Source organism: Xanthomonas arboricola (genome assembly GCF_002940665.1).
Taxonomy (GTDB): domain Bacteria; phylum Pseudomonadota; class Gammaproteobacteria; order Xanthomonadales; family Xanthomonadaceae; genus Xanthomonas; species Xanthomonas arboricola_B.
Genome location: NZ_MIGY01000002.1, coordinates 284,213 through 303,876 on the forward strand (window position 1 = coordinate 284,213; position 19,664 = coordinate 303,876).

Consider the following 19,664-nt stretch of genomic DNA (forward strand, 5'->3'; position numbering starts at 1 on the left):
AACACGCCCGGTTGCCGCAACCGGCACGGTCTGGCCGGCACGCGGCGGTCCGCGCGGTTTTTCCACAAGCGCTGTGGAGTCACGTATCACTAACCTGTGGATAAAAATCGTGGCGCCTACTCGCACAAGGTCCGGCAGGGACATGGCGAAAAAATCACCACTGCGGTGGCGGTTGTCCACAAGCGGTGTGGATCGAATTCGGCAAAGCCTGTGGGTAAGTGTTCGGACGCCTTGTGCCGTAAGGCGTTGCAGACGATTGGTGAAATTTTGATCACTCGCCTTGCGTACTGTGTGTCGAGCGGAGTTGGTGTCGTTGCTGTGCGCGATCACGACCATGCCCGGCGTATGCGAGTAATGCGCGCCGTTGTCAACCGAGACCGACCACGGCTCGGTAGCGCGCAGATGCTGGAGCGCCGATCGGCGAATGCAGTGCGGCAAGCACGCAAGCTGTGTGCTTGCCGAAGATCGAGGTGCGAGGCACGACGTGCATAACCTCAACGGAGTTGCCAGCGTGCTGCACGCATGCAGCTACACAAAGCAACGCAACAACGATGGCAGGCAGACGCAGCATCGCGTGCCCGGCCGCAGCGCTACGGGAGTAGTGACCAACCGGCGCGCACCCTGTGATCAGCAAGACGTGATGCATGCCGTAGTGCTACGTGCCGCAGCACCTATGGAGCATCAGCTTTCGCTGTCGTCCACCTGGATAAGACCACGCAGCGAATTGCTCATCGCCTCGGTGATCAATACATCGACAAAGTGCCCGATCAGGCGTGGGTTGCCGGGGAAATTCACCGGGCGCATGTTCTCGCTCTTGCCGGTCAATTCGTTCGGATCGCGCCGCGACGGGCCTTCCACCAGCACCCGTTGCACGCTGCCGACCATGGACTGCGAAATGCGCGTGGCATGCGCGTTGATCTGCGCCTGCAAACGCGCAAGCCGCGTCTGTTTGACCGCTTCCGGCGTGTCGTCCTGCAGGTCCGAGGCCGGCGTGCCGGGACGCCGCGAATACACGAACGAGAAACTCTGGTCGAAGCCCACGTCCTCGATCAACTTCATGGTCTTTTCGAAATCCGCTTCGGTCTCGCCGGGAAAGCCAACGATGAAGTCCGAGCTGATCGAAATATCCGGACGCACCGCGCGTAGCTTGCGGATCTTGGATTTGAATTCCAGCGCGGTGTAGCCGCGCTTCATCGCCGACAGGATGCGGTCGCTGCCGGCCTGCACCGGCAGATGCAGATAATTGGCCAGCTGCGGCACGTCGCGGTACGCATCCACCAGCGAGTCGGAAAATTCCAGCGGATGCGAGGTGGTGAAACGGATACGGCCGATGCCCTCGATCTGCGCGATGGTGCGGATCAACAAGCCCAGATCCGCGTATTGCGCCGCTTCGCCGGCATCGGCGCCGTACGCGCCGCGATACGCATTGACGTTCTGGCCGAGCAGGTTGATCTCGCGCACGCCTTGCGCGGCCAGTTGCGCCACCTCCACCAGCACGTCCTCGAACGGGCGGCTGACTTCTTCGCCACGGGTGTAGGGCACCACGCAGAACGAGCAGTACTTGGAGCAGCCTTCCATGATCGACACGAATGCCGACGGGCCGTCGGCGCGCGGCTCGGGCAGGCGATCGAACTTCTCGATTTCCGGAAAGCTGATGTCCACCTGCGACTTGCCCGATTCGCGCCGCGCGCGGATCAGCTCCGGCAGGCGATGCAGGGTCTGCGGGCCGAACACCAGATCCACGTAGGGCGCGCGCTTGACGATGGCCTCGCCTTCCTGCGAGGCCACGCAGCCGCCCACGCCGATGATCACCGGCTTGCCGCCGGCCTTCAGCGCCTTCCAGCGGCCCAGCTGGCTGAACACCTTTTCCTGCGCCTTCTCGCGTATGGAGCAAGTGTTGACCAGCACCACGTCGGCGTCTTCGGGGTTGTCGGTCAGCTCCAGACCTTCGGAGGCGGCGAGCACGTCGGCCATCTTGGCCGAGTCGTACTCGTTCATCTGGCACCCGTGGGTCTTGATGTAGAGCTTGCCGCGCACCACGGCAGGCGCCGACGGGCGGGCCACCGGCAGCGGCAACAGGGCGGGTGCGTCCACGGCGGTGGCCGCGGACAGGTCGGAAACGGATGTCCCGGGCATGGCGCTTATTCCAGGCGGGTAGAAGATAGCCGCGCAGTTTACCCGCTTGCGCCGGGTCCGTCCGCTTGGTCAGGCCTTGGCGTTGGTGGCCTCGGCGCGCGCGAACGCCGGCCGGTCGGCCATGCGGGCGATGTAGGCACGGGTGCCGGCAGGCGGGTCGATCAGGCCGAAATCGACCATCCAGCCCAGCGCGCCGCCCCACAGCACATCGGCCGCGCTGCAGCGCTGGCCCAGTAGATAGTCGCCCTTGGCTAGCTGCGCATCGATCACCTGCAGTACCGTGTCGCAATCGGCGTAGGGCGACATCGAGCGCGGCGGAGCCTCGCGTTTCATCGCACGGTCGATGATCGCCGGCTCGAATGCCGAGCCGTAGAAGGCCAGCCAGCGCAGGTAGGCGCCGCGATCGGCATCGCCCGGTGCCGGCGACAGACCGGCCTCCGGATACAACTCGGCCAGATACTGGTAGATCGCGCCTTGTTCGGTGACCACGCTGTCGCCGTGCCGGATTGCGGGAATCTTGCCCATCGGGTTGATCGCCAGGTACGCGGGCGCGAGTTGCTCGCCTTTTTCCAGATCGACGATCTGCAGGTCGTAACTGGCGCCGAGCTCTTCCAGCAGCACCAGCACGCCGCGCGAGCGCGAGCGGGGATTGTGAAACAGGGTGATATGGCGGTTGTCGGGCATGGCAGGTTCCTTGGTGGATGCGTCAGGCGTAGAGACGAAGTGCCAGCGCAATCCTATCCAGCTATTGCGGACAGTTTCTGTCCGCAATACGGTAATGCGATGGCCTCGACCGCTGCCCGCTTGTTGCGTCTGCTTGCGCTGCTGCAGGGCGGCCGCAGTTGGTCGGGCGTGGCGCTGGCCGAGCGCCTGGAACTGCATCCGCGCAGCGTGCGGCGCGCGATAGAGCGCCTGCGCGAACTGGGCTACCCGGTGCATGCCGTGCCCGGCGCCGGTGGCGGCTACCGGCTGGGGCAGGGTGCAGCCGCCCTGCCGCTGTTATTCGAAGAAGACGAGGCGCTGACGGTGGCGATCGCGCTGCGCGCAGCGGCCCCGGCGATACGCGGCATGGATGCGGCGGCGGCGCGGGTGCTGCGCAAGCTCGATCCGCTGTTGCCGCGGCGCAGCGGTCGGCGTGCCAGTGCGGCGCATGCGGCCATGGCCAGTCTGCCGGTCACCGAGGAGGCGGGTGTCTTGGTGGATGCGGCGCTGCTGGCGCAGCTGGCCGGCGCCTGCCGCGACCGGGTCACGCTGCGGCTTGACTATCGCCGTCACTCCGGCGCGTCGCTCGCGCGCTGCGTCGAACCGGCCTTGTTGGTGAACTACGGGCGGCGCTGGTATCTGCTGGCCTGGGACTGCGAGCGCCAGGACTGGCGCACCTTGCGCGCCGACCGGATCGACCGGGCCGAGACGACCGGTGCGCAATTCGCCGCTCGCGCATTGCCCGAGGAGCCACTGCAACTCCTGCGCAAGGCGATCGGCGAGTCGCCGTTCCCGTGCCGGGCCCGGGTACGCCTGCACGGCACGCTGGAGGCACTCGCCGCGCGCATCCCGCCCTGGCTGGGCGCGCTGGAAGCCGACGGGCCGGCGCATTGCTGGCTGGGCCTGGGCGCGCCGAGCATGCCGGCGCTGGCCGCCAACCTGCTGCTGCTCGACCTGCCTTTCGATGCGATCTCCCCGGAGACCGTGCGCGCGCCCCTGGCCGAGGCACTGAACGCGTTGCGGACGCGGCTGGGACCTCTGCCCGGATAACCGTTTAGGCCACTTGGCAAGCCCGGGCCAAGCTGGGACACTCCGCCGCATGAAGGGGATGTCAAGATTGCTGGGGCTGTTACTCGTCACGTTGCCGGCAGCGCCGGTCTGCGCCGGCACCTTGTACAAGTGTGTCAGCGGCGACGGAATCACCAGCTACCTGAGCAAGCGCCAGAGTGGCGCGACCTGCAGTGTCATCAGCAGCTATACCCCGGACCGATCCGCACGCCGCGCGCCGCCAGCCATGGCCGGCCGGACGCCGGGCATGGCCGCCGGCCCTGCGCGCGCCAGCACCTCGATCGACAGTGGCGCGCCGGCCACGATCATCAGTCAGCCGGTTGGCCAGGCGCCACGTCGCGCCGCCGAGGTCGCCTCGGCAGTGATGCCGCGCGCGCTGCCGGTGTCGGAGACCTCGGTCGTGCAGGCGCCTGCCACCGCGGTCAATCCGCGCCGGGTGGTCAGCGGACAGGTCTATTCGTATATGAAGGACGGCGTGCGTCACTACACCAGTGCGCGCCCGCGTCAGGTCGCCAGCATCGAAGGCCTGCGCACCATCCATTACAGCTTCATCGAAACCTGTTACGCCTGCGCGGCCAAGCCCGGCGTCAATTTCGGCGCGATCCGGCTCAACACCGATGCCTATCAGCAGGAAATCACAGCGGCCGCGCGTGAGTTCGGGGTCGAGGAAGCGATCGTGCGCGCCATCATCCATGCCGAGTCGGCCTATAACCCGCTGGCACTGAGTCGTGCCGGCGCGCAGGGGCTGATGCAGTTGATGCCCGGTACTGCGCGCCGCTTCGGGGTCAGCGATGCCTATGATGCAACGCAAAATATTCGCGGTGGCGTGCAATATCTTTCGTGGTTGCTGAAACGCTTCAACGGCGATCTCACGCTCGCCGCTGCCGGCTACAACGCGGGCGAGGGCGCGGTGGATCGCTATGGTGGCGTGCCGCCCTACAGCGAGACCCAGCGCTACGTCCAACGCGTCGGCCTGCTGGCCGGACGCTATCGTGGGCAGACAACCGCTGCCAACTGAGCTGCGTGCCTTGCGCCTATTTGCGCGCGCTGCGGCCTGCTTTGACAGTCACGTGCCGAGGCAGATGTCATGCGGCTACCACTCCGCAGAGGCGGCCACTACGCCGGCGCGATGCTGCAGCCCGCGTGCAGCATGCTTGCAACTGACGCCGATCTTTTTGTCGGCACTGCGTCACAGCGGTCCGCCCTGGGTGAGGCTGGCGCATGATGCGGTCGACACGCGCAAGCAGCCGGTGTTTGCACTGCGACGGTTCGACTGCGTACATTGCGTTGTCTGTGCATTAAGCGTTCCGCTACACTGCGGTCGATTCATCGCGGCTGGACCCCCCGCCAGCCGTTGGCAGCCTCACGCTACCTAATCAAGATCGGAGAGCCGGATGGCCAACGATGGGGTTAACGCACCTGCTGATACCGGGCGTCGTCGGTTCCTGACCGCGACAACGGCCGTGGTCGGTGCGGTCGGAGCAGGATTTGTCGCAGTTCCGTTCGTGAAGTCGTGGAATCCCAGCGCACGCGCCAAGTTGGCCGGTGCCCCGGTGACCGCCGACATCAGCGCCTTGCAGGAAGGGCAACGCCTGGTTCTGGAATGGCGCGGCCAGCCCATCTGGATCGTCAAGCGCTCCAAGGCGATGCTCGACGCACTGCCTTCGCTGGATGACCGGCTCAAGGATCCCAAGTCCGAGAACAAGGACCAGCAGCCGGACTACGTACTGAAGAACCCCGAGTACCGATCGATCAAGTCCGACATCTCGGTGCTGGTCGGGCTGTGCACGCATCTGGGCTGCTCGCCGGAAATGGTCGCCGAAATCCGCCCCGAGCCCTACGACCCGCAGTGGAAAGGCGGCTATTTCTGCCCCTGCCACAAGTCGCGCTTCGACATGTCCGGCCGCGTCTTCGACGGCGTGCCGGCGCCGATCAATCTGCTGGTGCCCCCACACCACTACGTGGACGACAACACCCTGGTGATCGGCGTCGATCCCGATGGTGCCGGTAGGTCGGCCAACAGCACGGGGGCTGCCTGATGAGCAATATCCTGGTCCGTACCGCCAACGGTGTGTTCGATTGGGTCAACGAACGCGCGCCCGGGCTGATGCCCATGTACCGCAAGCACGTCAGCGAGTACTACGCGCCGAAGAACTTCAACCTTTGGTACTACTTCGGCTCGCTGGCCATCGTGGTGCTGGTCAACCAGATCGTCACCGGCATCTTCCTGACGATGCACTACAAGACCAGCGCCGCCGATGCGTTCGCCTCGATCGAATACATCATGCGCGACGTGGAGTGGGGCTGGCTGATCCGCTACATGCACAGCACCGGCGCCTCGCTGTTCTTCATCGTGGTGTATCTGCACATGTTCCGCGGGCTGATGTACGGCAGCTACCAGAAACCGCGCGAGCTGGTGTGGATTCTCGGCATGCTGATCTACCTGGTGCTGATGGCCGAAGCCTTCATGGGCTATGTGCTGCCGTGGGGGCAGATGTCGTTCTGGGGCGCGAAGGTGATCATCTCCCTGTTCGGTGCCATCCCCGTGATCGGCAACGGGCTGACCGAATGGATCATGGGCGACTATCTGCCCGGCGATGCCACGCTCAACCGCTTCTTCGCGCTGCACGTGATCGCACTTCCATTGGTGTTGTTGTTGCTGATCGTGCTGCACATCGGCGCGCTGCACGAAGTGGGCTCCAACAATCCCGATGGCGTGGAGATCAAGAAGGGTCCGAAGGGCAACCGCTGGGACGCGCACAAGCCGGCCGACGGCATCCCGTTCCATCCGTACTACACGGTCAAGGATCTGGTCGGGGTCGGCTTTTTGCTATTGATCGCGGCCTTCATCATCTTCTTCGCGCCGGCGTTCGGCGGCCTGTTCCTGGAGCACGACAACTTCACCGAGGCCAATCGCCTGGTGACCCCGGAGCACATCAAGCCGGTCTGGTACTACACGCCGTATTACGCAATGTTGCGGGTGGTCCCCAACAAGCTCGGTGGCGTGCTGGTGATGTTCTCGGCGATCGCGATCCTGTTCCTGGTGCCGTGGCTGGATCGGGCCAAGGTGCGCTCGATCCGCTACCGTGGCTGGATCTCCAAGGCCGCGCTCGGCGTGCTGGTGGTGTGCTTCGTCTGGCTGGGCGTGATCGGCTCCGGTCCTGGCACCGACGCACACGAAACCTATGTCGGGCGCGTGCTGACCTTCCTGTACTTCGCCTTCTTCATCACCATGCCGGTGTGGACGCGGCTGGACAAGACCAAGCCGGTGCCCGAGCGAGTGACCACCCATGACTAATTCCAACGTGAAGTCATGGACGTCGCGCGTGGTCGCCCTGCTGTGCGGGCTGACCCTGGCCGCAGGGGCGCTGGCAGCCGAAGGCGGGAAGGTGCAGCAGGCCGGCAACGACCTGAGCGACCGTGCCTCGCTGCAGCGTGGCGCGCAGTTGTTCATGAACTACTGCTCCGGCTGTCACTCGCTGAAGTATCTGCGCTATTCGCGCATGGCCAGCAATCTGGGCTTGAGCGAAGCGGAGGTCATGGCCAACCTCAACTTCACCGGCGCCAAGATCGGCGAGCACATCGAAGGCACCATGCCGCACGATGCCGCAGCCAAGTGGTTTGGCAAGGCGCCGCCGGATCTGACCTTGATCGCACGCGTGCGTGGCACCGACTGGGTCTATACCTATCTCAAGTCGTTCTATCTGGATCAGAACCGCCCCCTGGGCTGGAACAACCAGTTGTTTCCGAATGCCTCCATGCCCAACCCGCTGTGGGAGCTGCAAGGCCTGCAGCAGGCGCAGTTCGGCCCGCCCGACAAGGCGACCGGCGACAAGCCGGTGCAGGCGCTCAAACTCGGTCAGCCGGGGCGACAGACACCGGTCGAGTTCGATCAGACGGTGCGCGATATCGCCAACTTCCTCGAGTACGCCGGCGAACCGGCTGCCCTGAAGCGACAGAGCATGGGAGTGTGGGTGATCCTGTTCCTGGCCTTGCTTACCTTCATGGCCTATCTGCTGAAGAAGGAATACTGGAAAGACGTGCATTGACCGATCTGCAGGCCGGTCATCGGCTGCAAGAGCGCACCGACCCGGCATGCGAACCGTGTGTCGCCTGCGGCGCAGCGATCGCTTGGCCCCAACCCTTGCGCTCAGCTCTATGCACAGAGGCCGGCGAGGTCCGCACTTCAGGCGACGTGCCTGCATCGGTGGTGCGACAGACAGTCACCAGAGCCCGTCCGAGATAGCCGATGACGCTGCGGCGCGTGTCAAAACGTCAGCGCCGCGTCAGCCTGTGCTCGGAGGCCAAACGGATGCTGTTGCCATGTGTTGGGACTGGCCATTGGGCACCAGTCGTACCCGATATCGTGCACCAGCAATCGTCCGGCTGCGACGCGCGCGTGTGACCCGAAGCTGCATCTCGACGCAACAACCGGTCTGTCCGGGCATCAATCGGCCCTATCACTCTTGGCTTTTGCGTGACGTGATTGCACACTCGAAGGACCGTGGTGACGGTCGGCGTTGGGCCGGCCGCGCCGATGCGGCCGGCGGATTCCGGTCGTCGGAGAGCCTTGAATGGCGACGAGTGTGCGTATGCGGAATACCTTGACTTTGTTTTCGTCCAACGACGACGTGTTGTGCCACCGGGTCCGTTTGGTCCTGGCGGCGAAAGGGGTGACCTACGACCTGGTGCCGGTCGACCCGCAAAATCCCCCGGAAGATCTGATCGATCTCAATCCCTATCATTCGGTTCCGACCCTGGTCGAACGCGACTTGGTGTTGTACGCCGCATCGGTGGTCAGCGAATACCTGGACGAGCGCTATCCGCATCCGCCGTTGATGCCGGTCGATCCGCTCTCGCGCGCACGTCTGCGTCTGGCAATGCTGCGGATCGAACACGACTGGGTGCCACAGGTGCAGGCCATCCAGCTTGGCAACAAGACCCAGGCCGAGGCCGGCCGCAAGCGTTTGAAAGAACTGCTGACCGCGTCGGTGCCGCTGTTCAAGGCCAGCAAGTTCTTCCTCAATCCGGAAATGAGTCTGGCCGATTGCGCGATGGCGCCGATCATCTGGCGACTGGACGCGTTGGAGATCGGTCTGCCCAAGGATGGCAAGGCGATCGAAGACTACGGCAACCGGATCTTCCGCAATCCCGGCTTCATCCGCAGCCTGACCGATCAGGAAAAGAAACTGCGCGACCTGCCGGGCTGATGCGACGGCTGTATGCCAACAGACCGACGCCCCATCGCGCAGCCGCCGCTGCGGGCCGTGTGCGGGTAAAATGACGTCATGAGCGAAGATTTCCCCCGCATGACCAGCCATCGCCCGTACCTGCTGCGGGCCTTGGTCGAATGGATCAACGACAACGGCATGACGCCGCACGTTCTGGTGGACGCTGGGCTGCCCGGCGTGCAGGTGCCTGCCAGTGCCATCAAGGACGGCCGCGTGGTCCTGAACATCGCCGAGCGCGCGGTGGTCGGGCTGCAGGTCGACAACGACAGCGTGCAGTTCACCGCACGCTTTGGCGGCGTTAGCTATCCGGTGATGGTGCCGATGGCCGCCGTCCTGGCGGTGTATGCACGCGAAACCGGGCAGGGCATGGCCTTGCCGGACGATATCCCCGGCACCAGTACCGAGCCGCCGGATCCTGGCGCACCGCCGCCGCCGAGCGCGTCTACGCCTGACGATCCGCCGAGCGCGGGCAAGCGTCCGCATCTGCGCGTGGTCAAGTAACTGCACAAGCGGACGCGTACTGCGCGTCCGTCCGGTGTTGGCGTGTAGGTGCGCCGGGTGCACGGCACGTGCATTTTTCCACCACAACAGGCCGTTGCATGTGCTGCATCGGCGTGGTGGATGCGCGGCATCGACGCTGGCCTCCGGTCGCACGGCACTGCATGCAGGTCAGGTGCCTGCAGACGCACACATCGATCCAGTCGCGGTCAGTTCAGGCGCTGATGGTCCGGGCTCAACGGCGTCACCGTGGCCACCTGCGGTCCGGTGAAGGCGATCAATTGATCGCCGCGCAGCACCAGGCGGCCGCTATGGCGGTCGATGCCATCGTGGGAATACTCGAACCGGAACGTCCGCTCGAAGCCCAGCCAGCCATTGGGCTTGCGGCAGATGCGGATGTTGGTGGAATGCACGCTCTGATCCAGCCATTGCACATCGGCGGCGCGGCAGGCATTGCGGCCGAGGATATCGGCACGTTCGGCCGCCGCGCGCGAGGAGTTCCAGAACGCGTACAGCGCGGCGCCGGCAATCATGAAGAGAATAAGGCTGGGCATGGCGCCAATGTGCCATGGCCTGCGGCCGATCGACAATCGTCACGCCGGGCCGCAGCGTTGCGTTGATGGCTGGTGAGTGGTGCGCTGATGCGCCGGCCAGCCTCCGCCGCTCGTGCAGCAGCCACTGGCCGTACCGCCAATGGCTGTCACCACGTCGCGCGCGCGCCCGCCGGCGCGCCGGATGCGCCCGGCTTGGCCGCTGTGCAGTCAGGCCGGCAGTCGCTTTAACCATTCACCGCCAATCCCGCGGTTGGCTTGTGTCGGGCGCAGCGCAACCCCATCCACTGGACTTGGCCCCGTTGAATCCATACGCCGCTCCTGGCCTGGCATCGCGGCCTGCGGCATCGCCTATGCATCCTGTCCTGAAGCAGTTCCATCCTGTCGTGGCTGCGTGGTTTGCGCAGACCTTCGCTGCGCCCACACCGGCGCAGATTGCCGCGTGGCCTGCGATCCAGGCCGGACGCCATACGCTGGTGGCCGCGCCGACCGGATCGGGCAAGACGCTGACTGCGTTCTTCGCGGCCATCGATGGCTTGATCCGCGATGGCCTGGCCAGCGGCGGCATGTTGCCGGACGAAACCCGTGTGGTGTACGTCTCGCCGCTGAAGGCGCTGTCCAACGACATCCACCTCAATCTGGATGCGCCGTTGCAGGGCATCCGCACGGCCCTGGTCGCGAACGGCTTGCCGGACGTTGCGGTGCGCACGGCGGTGCGCACCGGCGACACCCCGCAGCGTGAGCGGGCACAGGCGCGCCGCACGCCGCCGCACATCCTGGTGACCACGCCGGAGTCTCTGTACGTGCTGCTGGGCTCTGCGTCCGGGCGCAACGCGCTGCGGCATGTGCGCACCGTCATCGTCGATGAGATCCATGCGGTGGCAGCGGACAAACGCGGCAGTCATCTGGCGCTGACCCTGGAGCGATTGCAGCGGCTGGCCGAGCGCCCGATCACGCGCGTCGGGCTGTCGGCCACGCAGAAGCCGATCGAGACCGTGGCGCAGTTCCTGGTCGGGGCGGGCGATGCCGGCCAGCCGCCGCAGTGCGAGATCGTCGATATCGGCTATACCCGCAGGCGCGATCTGGCACTGGCCTTGCCGCCGACGCCGCTGAGCGTGGTGATGTCCAACGATCAGTGGCTGCAGGTGTATGCCGATGTCGCCACGCTCGCGCAGCAGCACCGCACCACGCTGGTGTTCGTCAACACCCGGCGCATGGCCGAGCGCGCTGCACGCCATCTAGGCGATCTGCTCGGCAAGCAGCGCGTCGCCGCGCACCACGGCAGCCTCTCGCGCGAAACGCGTCTGCTGGCCGAGCAGCGACTCAAGGCCGGCGACCTCACCGTGCTGGTGGCCACCGCATCGCTGGAACTCGGCCTGGATATCGGCGATGTGGACCTGGTCTGCCAGCTCGGTTCGCCGCGTTCGATCGCCACCTTCCTGCAGCGTGCCGGACGGTCCGGGCATGCGGTCGGCGGCACGCCGAAGGCGCGCTTGTTTCCGCAGACCCGCGACGAGCTGGTCGAATGCGCCGCCTTGCTGGACAGCGTGCGCCGCGGTGAGCTGGACGCCTTGCGTATTCCGCTGGCGCCGATCGATGTGCTTGCACAACAGATCGTGGCCGAGGCCGCGTGCGAGGACTGGGACGAAGACGCGCTGTTCGCCTTGGTGCGTCGCGCCTGGCCGTTCGCGCAGCTGAGCCGCGCGAGCTTCGATGACGTGGTGCGCATGTTGTGCGACGGCTTCAGCACACGGCTCGGACCGCGTGCAGGCTACCTGCATCGCGATGCGGTGCATCGGCGCCTGCATGCGCGCCGCGGCGCACGCATGACTGCGCTGACCTCCGGCGGCACCATTCCCGAAACCGGCGACTACAGCGTGGTGCTGGAGCCGCAGGCCGAAAAGATCGGCACGGTGAACGAGGATTTTGCGGTCGAAAGTCTTACCGGCGACGTGTTTCAGCTCGGCAATGCCAGCTACCGCATCCTGCGCGTGGATGCCGGGCGGGTGCGCGTGGAAGACGCCAAGGGCGCGCCGCCGAACATCCCGTTCTGGCTGGGCGAGGCGCCCGGCCGCAGCGACGAATTGTCGGCGGCGGTGTCGCGTCTGCGCGGCGAGATTGCGGTGCGGCTGGACAGCCCGCCCCATCAGGCCGCCTGCGACTGGCTGCACACCGTGCTGGATCTCTCGGTGGAAGCGGCACGCCAGCTTGTCGATTATCTCGCCCATGCCTGCACCGCGCTGGGCGCGATGCCCACCCAGCAATGCCTGGTGATGGAGCGCTTCTTCGATGCCAGCGGCGGCACCCAGCTGGTGATCCACTCGCCCTACGGCAGCCGCATCAACCGCGCCTGGGGACTGGCGTTGCGCAAGCGCTTCTGCCGCACCTTCAACTTCGAACTGCAGGCCGCCGCGACCGAGGATGCGATCGTGTTGTCGCTGTCCACCAGTCATAGTTTTGCCCTGGCGGAGGTGGCGCGCTATCTGCACTCGTCATCGGCCGAGCAGGTATTGATCCAGGCCTTGCTGGATGCGCCGCTGTTCGGCGTGCGCTGGCGCTGGAATGCGACCAATGCGATGGCGCTGCCGCGCTTTGCCGGTGGCAACAAGGTCGCGCCGCAACTGCAACGGATGAAATCGGAGGATCTGCTGGCGACCGTGTTCCCCGATCAGGTCGCCTGTGCGGAGAACCTGGTCGGCGAGCGCGAGGTGCCGGACCATCCGTTGGTGGCGCAGACGCTGGAAGACTGCCTGCATCAGTCCATGGACAGCGAGGGCTGGCTGCAGGTGCTGCGCGGGCTGGAGTCGGGGGCGATCACGTTGGTGGCGCGCGATCTGGCGGCACCGTCGCCGCTGGCGGCCGAAGCCTTGAATGCGCGGCCGTATGCATTCCTGGACGACGCACCGCTGGAAGAGCGCCGCACCCAGGCCGTGCAAAGCCGTCGCTACACCCCGCAGAGCAGCGACGACCTGGGGCAGCTCGATCCCGAGGCCATCGCCTCGGTGCGCGAGCAGGCCTGGCCGCAGCCGCGCGATGCCGAAGAAATGCACGAAGCATTGGTCGGGCTCGGCGTGCTTCCCGTCGGCGAAGCGAGCGACGCGCAATGGCAGGCCTGGCTGGCTGCGCTCGCAGGCGATGGGCGTGCCAGTTGTCTTGCGTTCGACGGTGTGCCCGCGCTGTGGATCAGTGCCGAGCGCATCGACTGGTTTGTGCCGCTGTATCCGCACGCCGTTGCGCTACCGCCGCTACGGGCGCCGGCAGATTGCCGCGTTGCCGACTGGCAGCGCGAGTGGGCCGTGCGCGAGCTGCTGCGCGGTCGCCTGTCTGCGGTCGGTCCGGCGCAGGTGCCGGCCCTGGCCGGCGCATTGCGCCTACCAGAGGCCGAGATCGTGCTTGCCCTGGCCGCCCTGCAGCGCGAGGGCTATGTCATGGCCGGCCACTTCAGCGCGCAGGCGCCGTCGGAAGAGTGGTGCGAACGCCATCTGTTGGCGCGCATCCATCGCTACACCTTGGGACGGTTGCGCCGCGAGATCGAGCCGGTGGCGCAACGCGATTACGCGCGGTTCCTGTTCGAATGGCAGCACCTCGACAGCGCCAGCCGGGTGGCAGGGCCGGACGCATTGGCCGGCGTGGTCGGGCAGCTGGAAGGCTTCGAAGCGCCTGCCGTGCTGTGGGAGAGCGAGCTGCTGCCGGCCCGCGTGCGCGATTATCAACCGGCCTGGCTGGACGAGCTGTGCACCGCCGGGCGCAGCGTGTGGGCACGGCTGCGGCCCGGTGGTGGCCGCAGTGGCGCCGCGCTGCGCGGCACACCGATCGTGTTGCTGCCGCGTCGCGAGGCGCAGCGCTGGAGCAGCCTGGCACGCGATGCCGACGACGCGCCATTGGGCTCGCGCGCGCAACGGGTGTCGGAGGTCCTGCAGCAACAAGGCGCCTTGTTCTTCGACGAGATTGCCGATGCGGCCCGCCTGATGAGCACCGAACTGGAAGATGCCCTGAGCGAACTGGTGATGCGCGGGCGCGCGCATTGCGACAGTTATGCCGGGCTGCGCGCACTGCTGGTGCCGGCTTCCAAGCGGCCTTCGGCGCTGTCGCGCCACCGGCGCCGCGCCAGTTCGCTGGGCATTCGCGATGCCGGACGCTGGGCGCCGGTGCGCGCGCTGCCGGAACTGCCGCTGGCCGAAGCCGGCGAGCGCCACCAGGACATGCTCGAACATGTGGCGCACACCCTGTTGCGTCGCTACGGCGTGGTCTGTTGGCGGCTGCTGGAGCGCGAGCCGGCGTGGTTGCCACCGTGGCGCGAATTGCTGCGCATGTATCAACGCCTGGAAGCGCGCGGTGAGATCCGTGGCGGGCGTTTCATCGCCGGGCTGTCCGGCGAGCAATTTGCGTTGCCGGATGCGATCGCGGCCCTACGCCGCGCGCGCGCAAGCCTTGCCGCAGCAGTGGGTGTGCGTGAGTGCGAGCGACCCCAGCAATCTGTTGGGCAGCGTCCTGCCGGGCGAGCGTGTCGCGCGCGTGCCAGGCAATCGCGTGGCATATCTCGATGGCCTGCCGATGGCGGTGTGGGTGGCAGATCGCTTCCAGCCGCTGCAGGAACTGAGCAGCGAGCAGGCCGAGCAGGCCTTGCGCCTGCTGCAACGTGGGCCGGGCGCCGCCGAGCAGACGCCGATGGAGCAATGGCTGGCTCAGTCGCCCGGCAGCACCGCGCGCGTGCCGGCCGCACGCGGAAGCGGGCGTGACAGATAGCGGCTATCGGGAACGACCCAGCGCCATGGCGCATCCATCGCCTTGCGGATTCCGATGCGCGGCGTTGCCAGCGGCTCGGGTGGCGGCGGCAGGCCGTCGTCCTCGATCCACAGGCGTGCGCTTGCGTCGGTCAGGTCCAGCCCGTTGTCCGTCGCGCTCACCCCGAATGCCTGGGCCAGGCGACCGGGACCGGTGGTCAAGGTTCTAAGCGGGGCGGCGTTGCGCGCGGCCTGCATGGAGGCGATTCCGGCCAGCGGTTCGAGCGCACGGATCAGTACGGCGTGCCCGGGCGCACCGCCGCATACCGCGTTGATCGCCCAATGCATGCCGTAGATGAAATACACATACAGATGCCCCGGCGCGCCGAACATCACCTGCGTGCGTGGGGTCATGCCGCGAAACGAATGCGCGGCCGGATCTTCGCTGCCGCAATACGCCTCGACCTCGGTGATGCGGCCGCGGCGTCCGTCTGCGCTGACCAATAGCTTGTTGAGCAAGCGCGGCGCGACCTGGCGGGCATCGTGTGCATAGAAGTTGCGTGGGAGCGGCTGTGGCGACATACGCCAAGCCTAACGGCGCAGTCGTGATGTCGCTGCGGACTGAACCGGACAACGGCGAAGCTAAGGGTAGGGATTTTCCGAGTGCGAGACCGTACTAGCGCATGACCGGTCACAAAAGCGCATATCCGTCGAGGTGAATACGCGTCCAGGCGGCGTTTGCATCTCAAGCACGTTGTGGCGTCGCCGATAGCCATTAACGATTAGTTAGACAAGCCGCATCGCAGTGTGCGGCACCCGTATCGCGCCACCGGGCGACCCTGCAACGAAGGTTGCGCACGCACCATCTTCAAGAGAACTCCCAATGTTAGGCAACTTCAGAATCGGAACCAGGCTGATCTTGGCGTTCCTGGTCGTCTCGGCGATCGGCGCATGCATCGGGTGGGTGGGCTATTCCAACTCCGGTCGCATCAGCGACCTGTCGACTTCGCTTTACGAGCGCGAGTTGCTCGGCTTGTCGAACGTGAAGGAGGCCAATATCAACCTCATCTACGTCGGCCGCGCACGCGCCAACCTGTTGTTGGCCAGCAGCGCCGAAGAACGTCAGTCGCATTTGCAGAGCATCGACAAGTACACCGCCAAGGTGGTCGATTACATGACGCGTGCGCGCCCCAGCTTCCAGACCGAAGAGGGCAGGAACAAGCTGGCGCAGTTCGACCGCGCCTGGCAGAAATATCTGGAAGAGCGCGGCCGCTTCCTCGATGCCGCCAACCGTGAAGCCTTGCGCGACGCCAATCCGGAACTGACCGCGCTGTCACGTGCGGTACGCGCCAGCTCCGATGAAGTCGACAGCCTGATGACCGATCTCAGTGGCCTGCGCGAGCGCAGCGCCGCCTCGGCAAATGCCGAAGCCGGCAGCATCCATGCGCACAGCTCGAGGCTGCTGATCGCCATCATCTGCGGCGGCGTGTTGCTCGGCGCGATTCTTGGCGTGGTGATCAGCCGTAGCGTCACCGGCCCGATCCGCCGCGCAGTGGCGGTGGCCAATGGCCTGTCCGAAGGTGATCTGACCATGCGCATCGACGTGCATGGCCGCGATGAGACCGCTCAGCTGCTGGAGGCGATGCGCACCATGGTGCAGAAGCTGTCGCAGGTGGTGGGCGAGGTCAACACCAGCGCCGAAACGCTGGCCAGCGCGTCGGAAGAAGTCAGCGCCACCGCGCAGTCGTTGTCGCAGGCCGCCAGCGAACAGGCCGCAGGTGTGGAAGAGACCAGCGCCTCGCTGGAACAGATGACCGCATCGATCAGCCAGAACACCGAAAATGCCCGCATCACCGACGGCATGGCTACGCAAGCCGCGAAGGAAACCATCGAAGGCGGCGAGGCCGTGGTCGCCACCACGCAGGCGATGAAACAGATCGCGCACAAGATCGGCATCATCGACGACATCGCGTATCAGACAAATCTGCTCGCGCTCAATGCGGCGATCGAAGCGGCGCGCGCCGGCGAACATGGCAAGGGCTTTGCCGTGGTGGCGGCCGAGGTGCGCAAGCTGGCCGAACGCAGTCAGGTGGCAGCGCAGGAGATCGGCGAGGTGGCCAGTTCCAGCGTCGAACTGGCCGATCGCGCCGGCCGTTTGCTCGATACCATCGTGCCCAGCATCAAGCGCACTTCGGACCTGGTACAGGAAATTTCTGCCGCCTCCGAAGAGCAATCCTCCGGCGTGAGCCAGATCAATTCGGCGGTGGTGCAGCTGAGTCAGACCACCCAGCAGAACGCCAGCGCGTCGGAGGAACTGGCCGCTACCGCCGAGGAAATGAGCGCGCAGGCCGAGCAGCTGCAGCAGAGCATGGCGTTCTTCCGCCTGGGCGGGCAGGGGCCTGCAAGCACGCCGCCCAAGCGTGGCAAGGTGGCTGTTGCACGCCCGGCAGGGGCGCTCGGTCCGCGCGTCTGGCGCAGCCCCGCGACGCCCGCGTACGCGATGTCCGAGGGCCCGGACGAAGGCCAATTCGCCAGCTTCTGAGAGACCGATCGATGACCGCACAGACCCCCGAAGCGATGCCTGGCGACGCCGATGCGGCAGCCCAGTATCTGACCTTCCAGCTGAATGCCGAAACCTTCGCCATCAGCATTCTTGGCATTCGCGAAATCATCCAGTACCGCGCACCCACGCCGGTACCATCGATGCCGGCCTGCGTGCGCGGCGTGATCAATCTGCGCGGCGCGGTGGTGCCGGTGGTGGATCTGCAATCGCGGCTGGGACGCGCCGACAGTGCGATCGGCAAACGCAGTTGCATCGTGATCCTGGCCACCGAGCAGGCACAGGGGCCGCAGGTGATCGGGGTGCTGGTCGATGCGGTCAACGCAGTGATCGAACTGGCCGATCAGGACATCGAAGCGGCGCCTTCGTTCGGCACGCATATCCGCCGCGACCTGCTGCGCGGCATGGGCAAGGTGGGCGAGCGCTTCGTGGTGCTGCTGGACATGGTGCAGGTGCTGCAGGTGGATGAAATCGCCGGCAACACCGATGCCTTGGCGGCCTGAGTCTGGCCAAGCGCAGCTGACAACGCGACGGCCCACCGGCGTGACGGCTGCGCTGCACGCGTCAGCCACTCAAACGCACGCTGCGGGTATGCCGGACATGCTCCGGAAGCGCAACGGCCGCAGCCGTATACAGGCATCGACCGCACTGGCCGAGGCCGGAGATCGCGTCGCTCAACGCCCTGGTGATCGGCCTCGCCAGAGCTGAGCGTGATGCAACATTCAGTCCGGCCGATGCCAGCCATTGAAGCGATGCACGCAGTTGCGTCCATTGCCGATCGCGCCTTGCAAGGCGTGCCGTGCGCGCGCCAGCAGCGTGTTGCTGGCGCGCCAGGCACCGGCCGGCACGTCGACCAACCCTGCGCTGATCGTCAGTGTGCCGGCTGGCCAGCTGGCCGCCTCGATCGCCCTGCGCACAGCCTCGAGCATCTCAACCGCCTCGGTTGCCGTCGCCTTGGGTAGCACGACACACAGCTGATCCCGGCTCAGGCGCGCCACCGTGGCGGCGTCCGGCAACTGCGCTTCGATCATCCTGGCAGCCTGGATTAGCGTTGTATCCGCTGCAGCGGCGCCAGCCTGCAATGTCATCCGTTTGAAGCCATCCAGCTCGATCAGCGCCAGGGCGAGCGATGGCGTGGCGGCGGTGGACGAGCTGTGTGCGAGTGTCTGCAGCGCCTGTTCCAGACCTGCGCGGTTCCACACGCCGGTGAGTTCATCGCGCAGCGCGTCCAGCTCGACCAGCTTGGCCGCACGTTGCAGCTCGATGGTGTCGACGACCTGCCGTGCCAGTGCCTGCAGCGCGTCGCGTTCGGCCACAGACAGGCGCCGGGGTGTGCGATCCAGCACACACAGCGTGCCAAGCGCGATCCCATCGGAGGTCAGTAGCGGGGCGCCGGCGTAAAAGCGGATCTGCGGCTCGCCGGTGACCAGCGCATTACCCACGAAGCGCGCATCCAGGTGGGTGTCGCCCACTTCCATCACTTGATCGGGTTCGAGGATCGCATGCGCACAGAACGACAGCTCGCGCGGTGTTTCGCTCGGCGGCATGCCCAGCTTCGACTTGAACCACTGGCGCTGCGTGTCGATCAGCGAAATCAAGGCCATCGGCGTACGGCACACCACCGCTGCGATCGAAGTGAATGCGTCGTAGACCGGCTCCGGCGCGGTGTCCAGCAGTTGGCAGTCATGCAATGCAGCCAAGCGTTCGTCTTCGTTCGCCGGCAACTGCGCCGCAACGGCGGCATCACCCGACAGGAGCGTGGCGTGGAAGAGGTGTAACGCGGACGCGTCAGGATTCTGCATGGCAAGACCACCGAAACAAGGCGCCGTCAGGCGATGGATATGTGTGCGTGGCGACGGTGTGTCGCAGCCCTTCGCACGCGTTGGTTGGCGCAGTCCTCATCCACCACAGCGGATGAGGTCCGTCAACGATCTTGCCACACCGGGCAGGGCAGGTCGGCGCCAGCGATTCCATTCTGATGCGCCGCAAAACCGCCCGCCTTGCAGGTCATTCGCCCTGGCCAGCGTTGCCCTTGGGGCGGCGCGTCTGTTCGTCATGGATCTGCATATCCTCTTGTCCAGGGCGCTGCTTGGCGGCCTCATCCTGTTTGCGATCCTGCTGGCTCTCTGAAACGCCGTGCTGCTTGTCGGCAGCCTTGTCGGGCTGGCTCTGCTTGTTGTTCATGGCTTGCCTC

The 19,664-nt window shown here is 66.0% G+C and carries 14 protein-coding genes and 2 pseudogenes; 10 read left to right on the forward strand and 6 right to left on the reverse strand.

Translation table 11 applies throughout. The features are described 5' to 3' along the window. Nucleotides 1-681: 681 nt before the first annotated feature. On the reverse strand, nt 682-2,136 hold the full coding sequence (gene miaB / locus XarjCFBP7645_RS08070; RefSeq protein WP_104537081.1) for a tRNA (N6-isopentenyl adenosine(37)-C2)-methylthiotransferase MiaB: 1,455 nt from the start codon (nt 2,134-2,136) through the stop codon (nt 682-684). A gap of 38 nt (nt 2,137-2,174) precedes the next feature. After that, a pseudogene (locus XarjCFBP7645_RS08075) lies at nt 2,175-2,763 on the reverse strand (glutathione S-transferase family protein). A 156-nt stretch (nt 2,764-2,919) separates the two neighbouring features. On the opposite strand from XarjCFBP7645_RS08075, the gene XarjCFBP7645_RS08080 reads away from it, so the two are divergent. The 7 genes from XarjCFBP7645_RS08080 to XarjCFBP7645_RS08110 all read left to right on the forward strand — a co-directional run bounded on the left by XarjCFBP7645_RS08080 (nt 2,920) and on the right by XarjCFBP7645_RS08110 (nt 9,638). Then, the gene (locus XarjCFBP7645_RS08080) at nt 2,920-3,888 is read left to right on the forward strand and encodes a helix-turn-helix transcriptional regulator (RefSeq protein ID WP_104537085.1); all 969 of its coding nucleotides are present in this window, start codon (nt 2,920-2,922) and stop codon (nt 3,886-3,888) included. A gap of 49 nt (nt 3,889-3,937) precedes the next feature. After that, entirely contained in the window at nt 3,938-4,924 is a 987-nt protein-coding gene (locus XarjCFBP7645_RS08085; protein ID WP_104537087.1) for a lytic transglycosylase domain-containing protein, read from the forward strand. Between the two features lie 376 nt (nt 4,925-5,300). Then, nucleotides 5,301-5,945 carry a ubiquinol-cytochrome c reductase iron-sulfur subunit gene (petA, locus tag XarjCFBP7645_RS08090; RefSeq protein ID WP_104537089.1) on the forward strand — a complete coding sequence of 215 codons (645 nt, stop codon included), beginning with the start codon at nt 5,301-5,303 and terminating at the stop codon, nt 5,943-5,945. Beyond that, the gene (locus tag XarjCFBP7645_RS08095) at nt 5,945-7,204 is read left to right on the forward strand and encodes a cytochrome b (RefSeq protein ID WP_104537091.1); all 1,260 of its coding nucleotides are present in this window, start codon (nt 5,945-5,947) and stop codon (nt 7,202-7,204) included. Before petA ends, XarjCFBP7645_RS08095 begins: the two co-directional genes overlap by 1 nt. Beyond that, on the forward strand, nt 7,197-7,955 hold the full coding sequence (locus XarjCFBP7645_RS08100) for a cytochrome c1 (RefSeq protein ID WP_181126254.1): 759 nt from the start codon (nt 7,197-7,199) through the stop codon (nt 7,953-7,955). Before XarjCFBP7645_RS08095 ends, XarjCFBP7645_RS08100 begins: the two co-directional genes overlap by 8 nt. Nucleotides 7,956-8,480: 525 nt before the next feature. After that, a complete protein-coding gene (locus XarjCFBP7645_RS08105) occupies nt 8,481-9,116 on the forward strand; it encodes a glutathione S-transferase N-terminal domain-containing protein (protein WP_024939278.1) in 636 nt (211 codons plus the stop codon). Nucleotides 9,117-9,194: 78 nt separating this feature from the next. Next, nucleotides 9,195-9,638 (forward strand): ClpXP protease specificity-enhancing factor, encoded by a 444-nt coding sequence (locus tag XarjCFBP7645_RS08110; protein WP_104537093.1) that lies wholly within the window; start codon nt 9,195-9,197, stop codon nt 9,636-9,638. Nucleotides 9,639-9,844: 206 nt separating this feature from the next. Here the strand turns inward: XarjCFBP7645_RS08110 and XarjCFBP7645_RS08115 are convergent, their stop codons facing one another. Continuing rightward, nucleotides 9,845-10,225, reverse strand: coding sequence for a DUF3301 domain-containing protein (locus XarjCFBP7645_RS08115; protein WP_047125211.1), 381 nt, complete (start codon nt 10,223-10,225; stop codon nt 9,845-9,847). 314 nt (nt 10,226-10,539) lie between these two features. Between XarjCFBP7645_RS08115 and XarjCFBP7645_RS08120 the strand changes: the two are divergent. Then, nucleotides 10,540-14,932: pseudogene (locus XarjCFBP7645_RS08120) on the forward strand (DEAD/DEAH box helicase). Here XarjCFBP7645_RS08120 and XarjCFBP7645_RS08125 read toward each other — a convergent pair. Continuing rightward, nucleotides 14,872-15,492: a DNA-3-methyladenine glycosylase gene (locus tag XarjCFBP7645_RS08125; protein WP_047125213.1), complete on the reverse strand. Its 621-nt coding sequence runs from the start codon at nt 15,490-15,492 to the stop codon at nt 14,872-14,874. The pseudogene XarjCFBP7645_RS08120 and the gene XarjCFBP7645_RS08125 overlap by 61 nt on opposite strands. 301 nt (nt 15,493-15,793) lie before the next feature. Between XarjCFBP7645_RS08125 and XarjCFBP7645_RS08130 the strand changes: the two genes are divergently transcribed. Together XarjCFBP7645_RS08130 and XarjCFBP7645_RS08135 are read left to right on the forward strand one after the other, a co-directional pair. Further along, nucleotides 15,794-17,452 carry a methyl-accepting chemotaxis protein gene (locus tag XarjCFBP7645_RS08130; RefSeq protein WP_104537095.1) on the forward strand — a complete coding sequence of 553 codons (1,659 nt, stop codon included), beginning with the start codon at nt 15,794-15,796 and terminating at the stop codon, nt 17,450-17,452. Between the two features lie 11 nt (nt 17,453-17,463). Next, nucleotides 17,464-17,973 carry a chemotaxis protein CheW gene (locus tag XarjCFBP7645_RS08135; RefSeq protein ID WP_047125215.1) on the forward strand — a complete coding sequence of 170 codons (510 nt, stop codon included), beginning with the start codon at nt 17,464-17,466 and terminating at the stop codon, nt 17,971-17,973. A 219-nt stretch (nt 17,974-18,192) separates the two neighbouring features. On the opposite strand, the gene XarjCFBP7645_RS08140 is transcribed toward XarjCFBP7645_RS08135, so the two are convergent. Both XarjCFBP7645_RS08140 and XarjCFBP7645_RS21650 read right to left on the reverse strand, forming a co-directional pair. After that, nucleotides 18,193-19,272, reverse strand: coding sequence for a sensor domain-containing diguanylate cyclase (locus XarjCFBP7645_RS08140; RefSeq protein ID WP_104537096.1), 1,080 nt, complete (start codon nt 19,270-19,272; stop codon nt 18,193-18,195). A 205-nt stretch (nt 19,273-19,477) separates the two neighbouring features. Further along, nucleotides 19,478-19,654 (reverse strand): hypothetical protein, encoded by a 177-nt coding sequence (locus tag XarjCFBP7645_RS21650; protein ID WP_166774625.1) that lies wholly within the window; start codon nt 19,652-19,654, stop codon nt 19,478-19,480. Between the last annotated feature and the right edge of the window lie 10 nt (nt 19,655-19,664).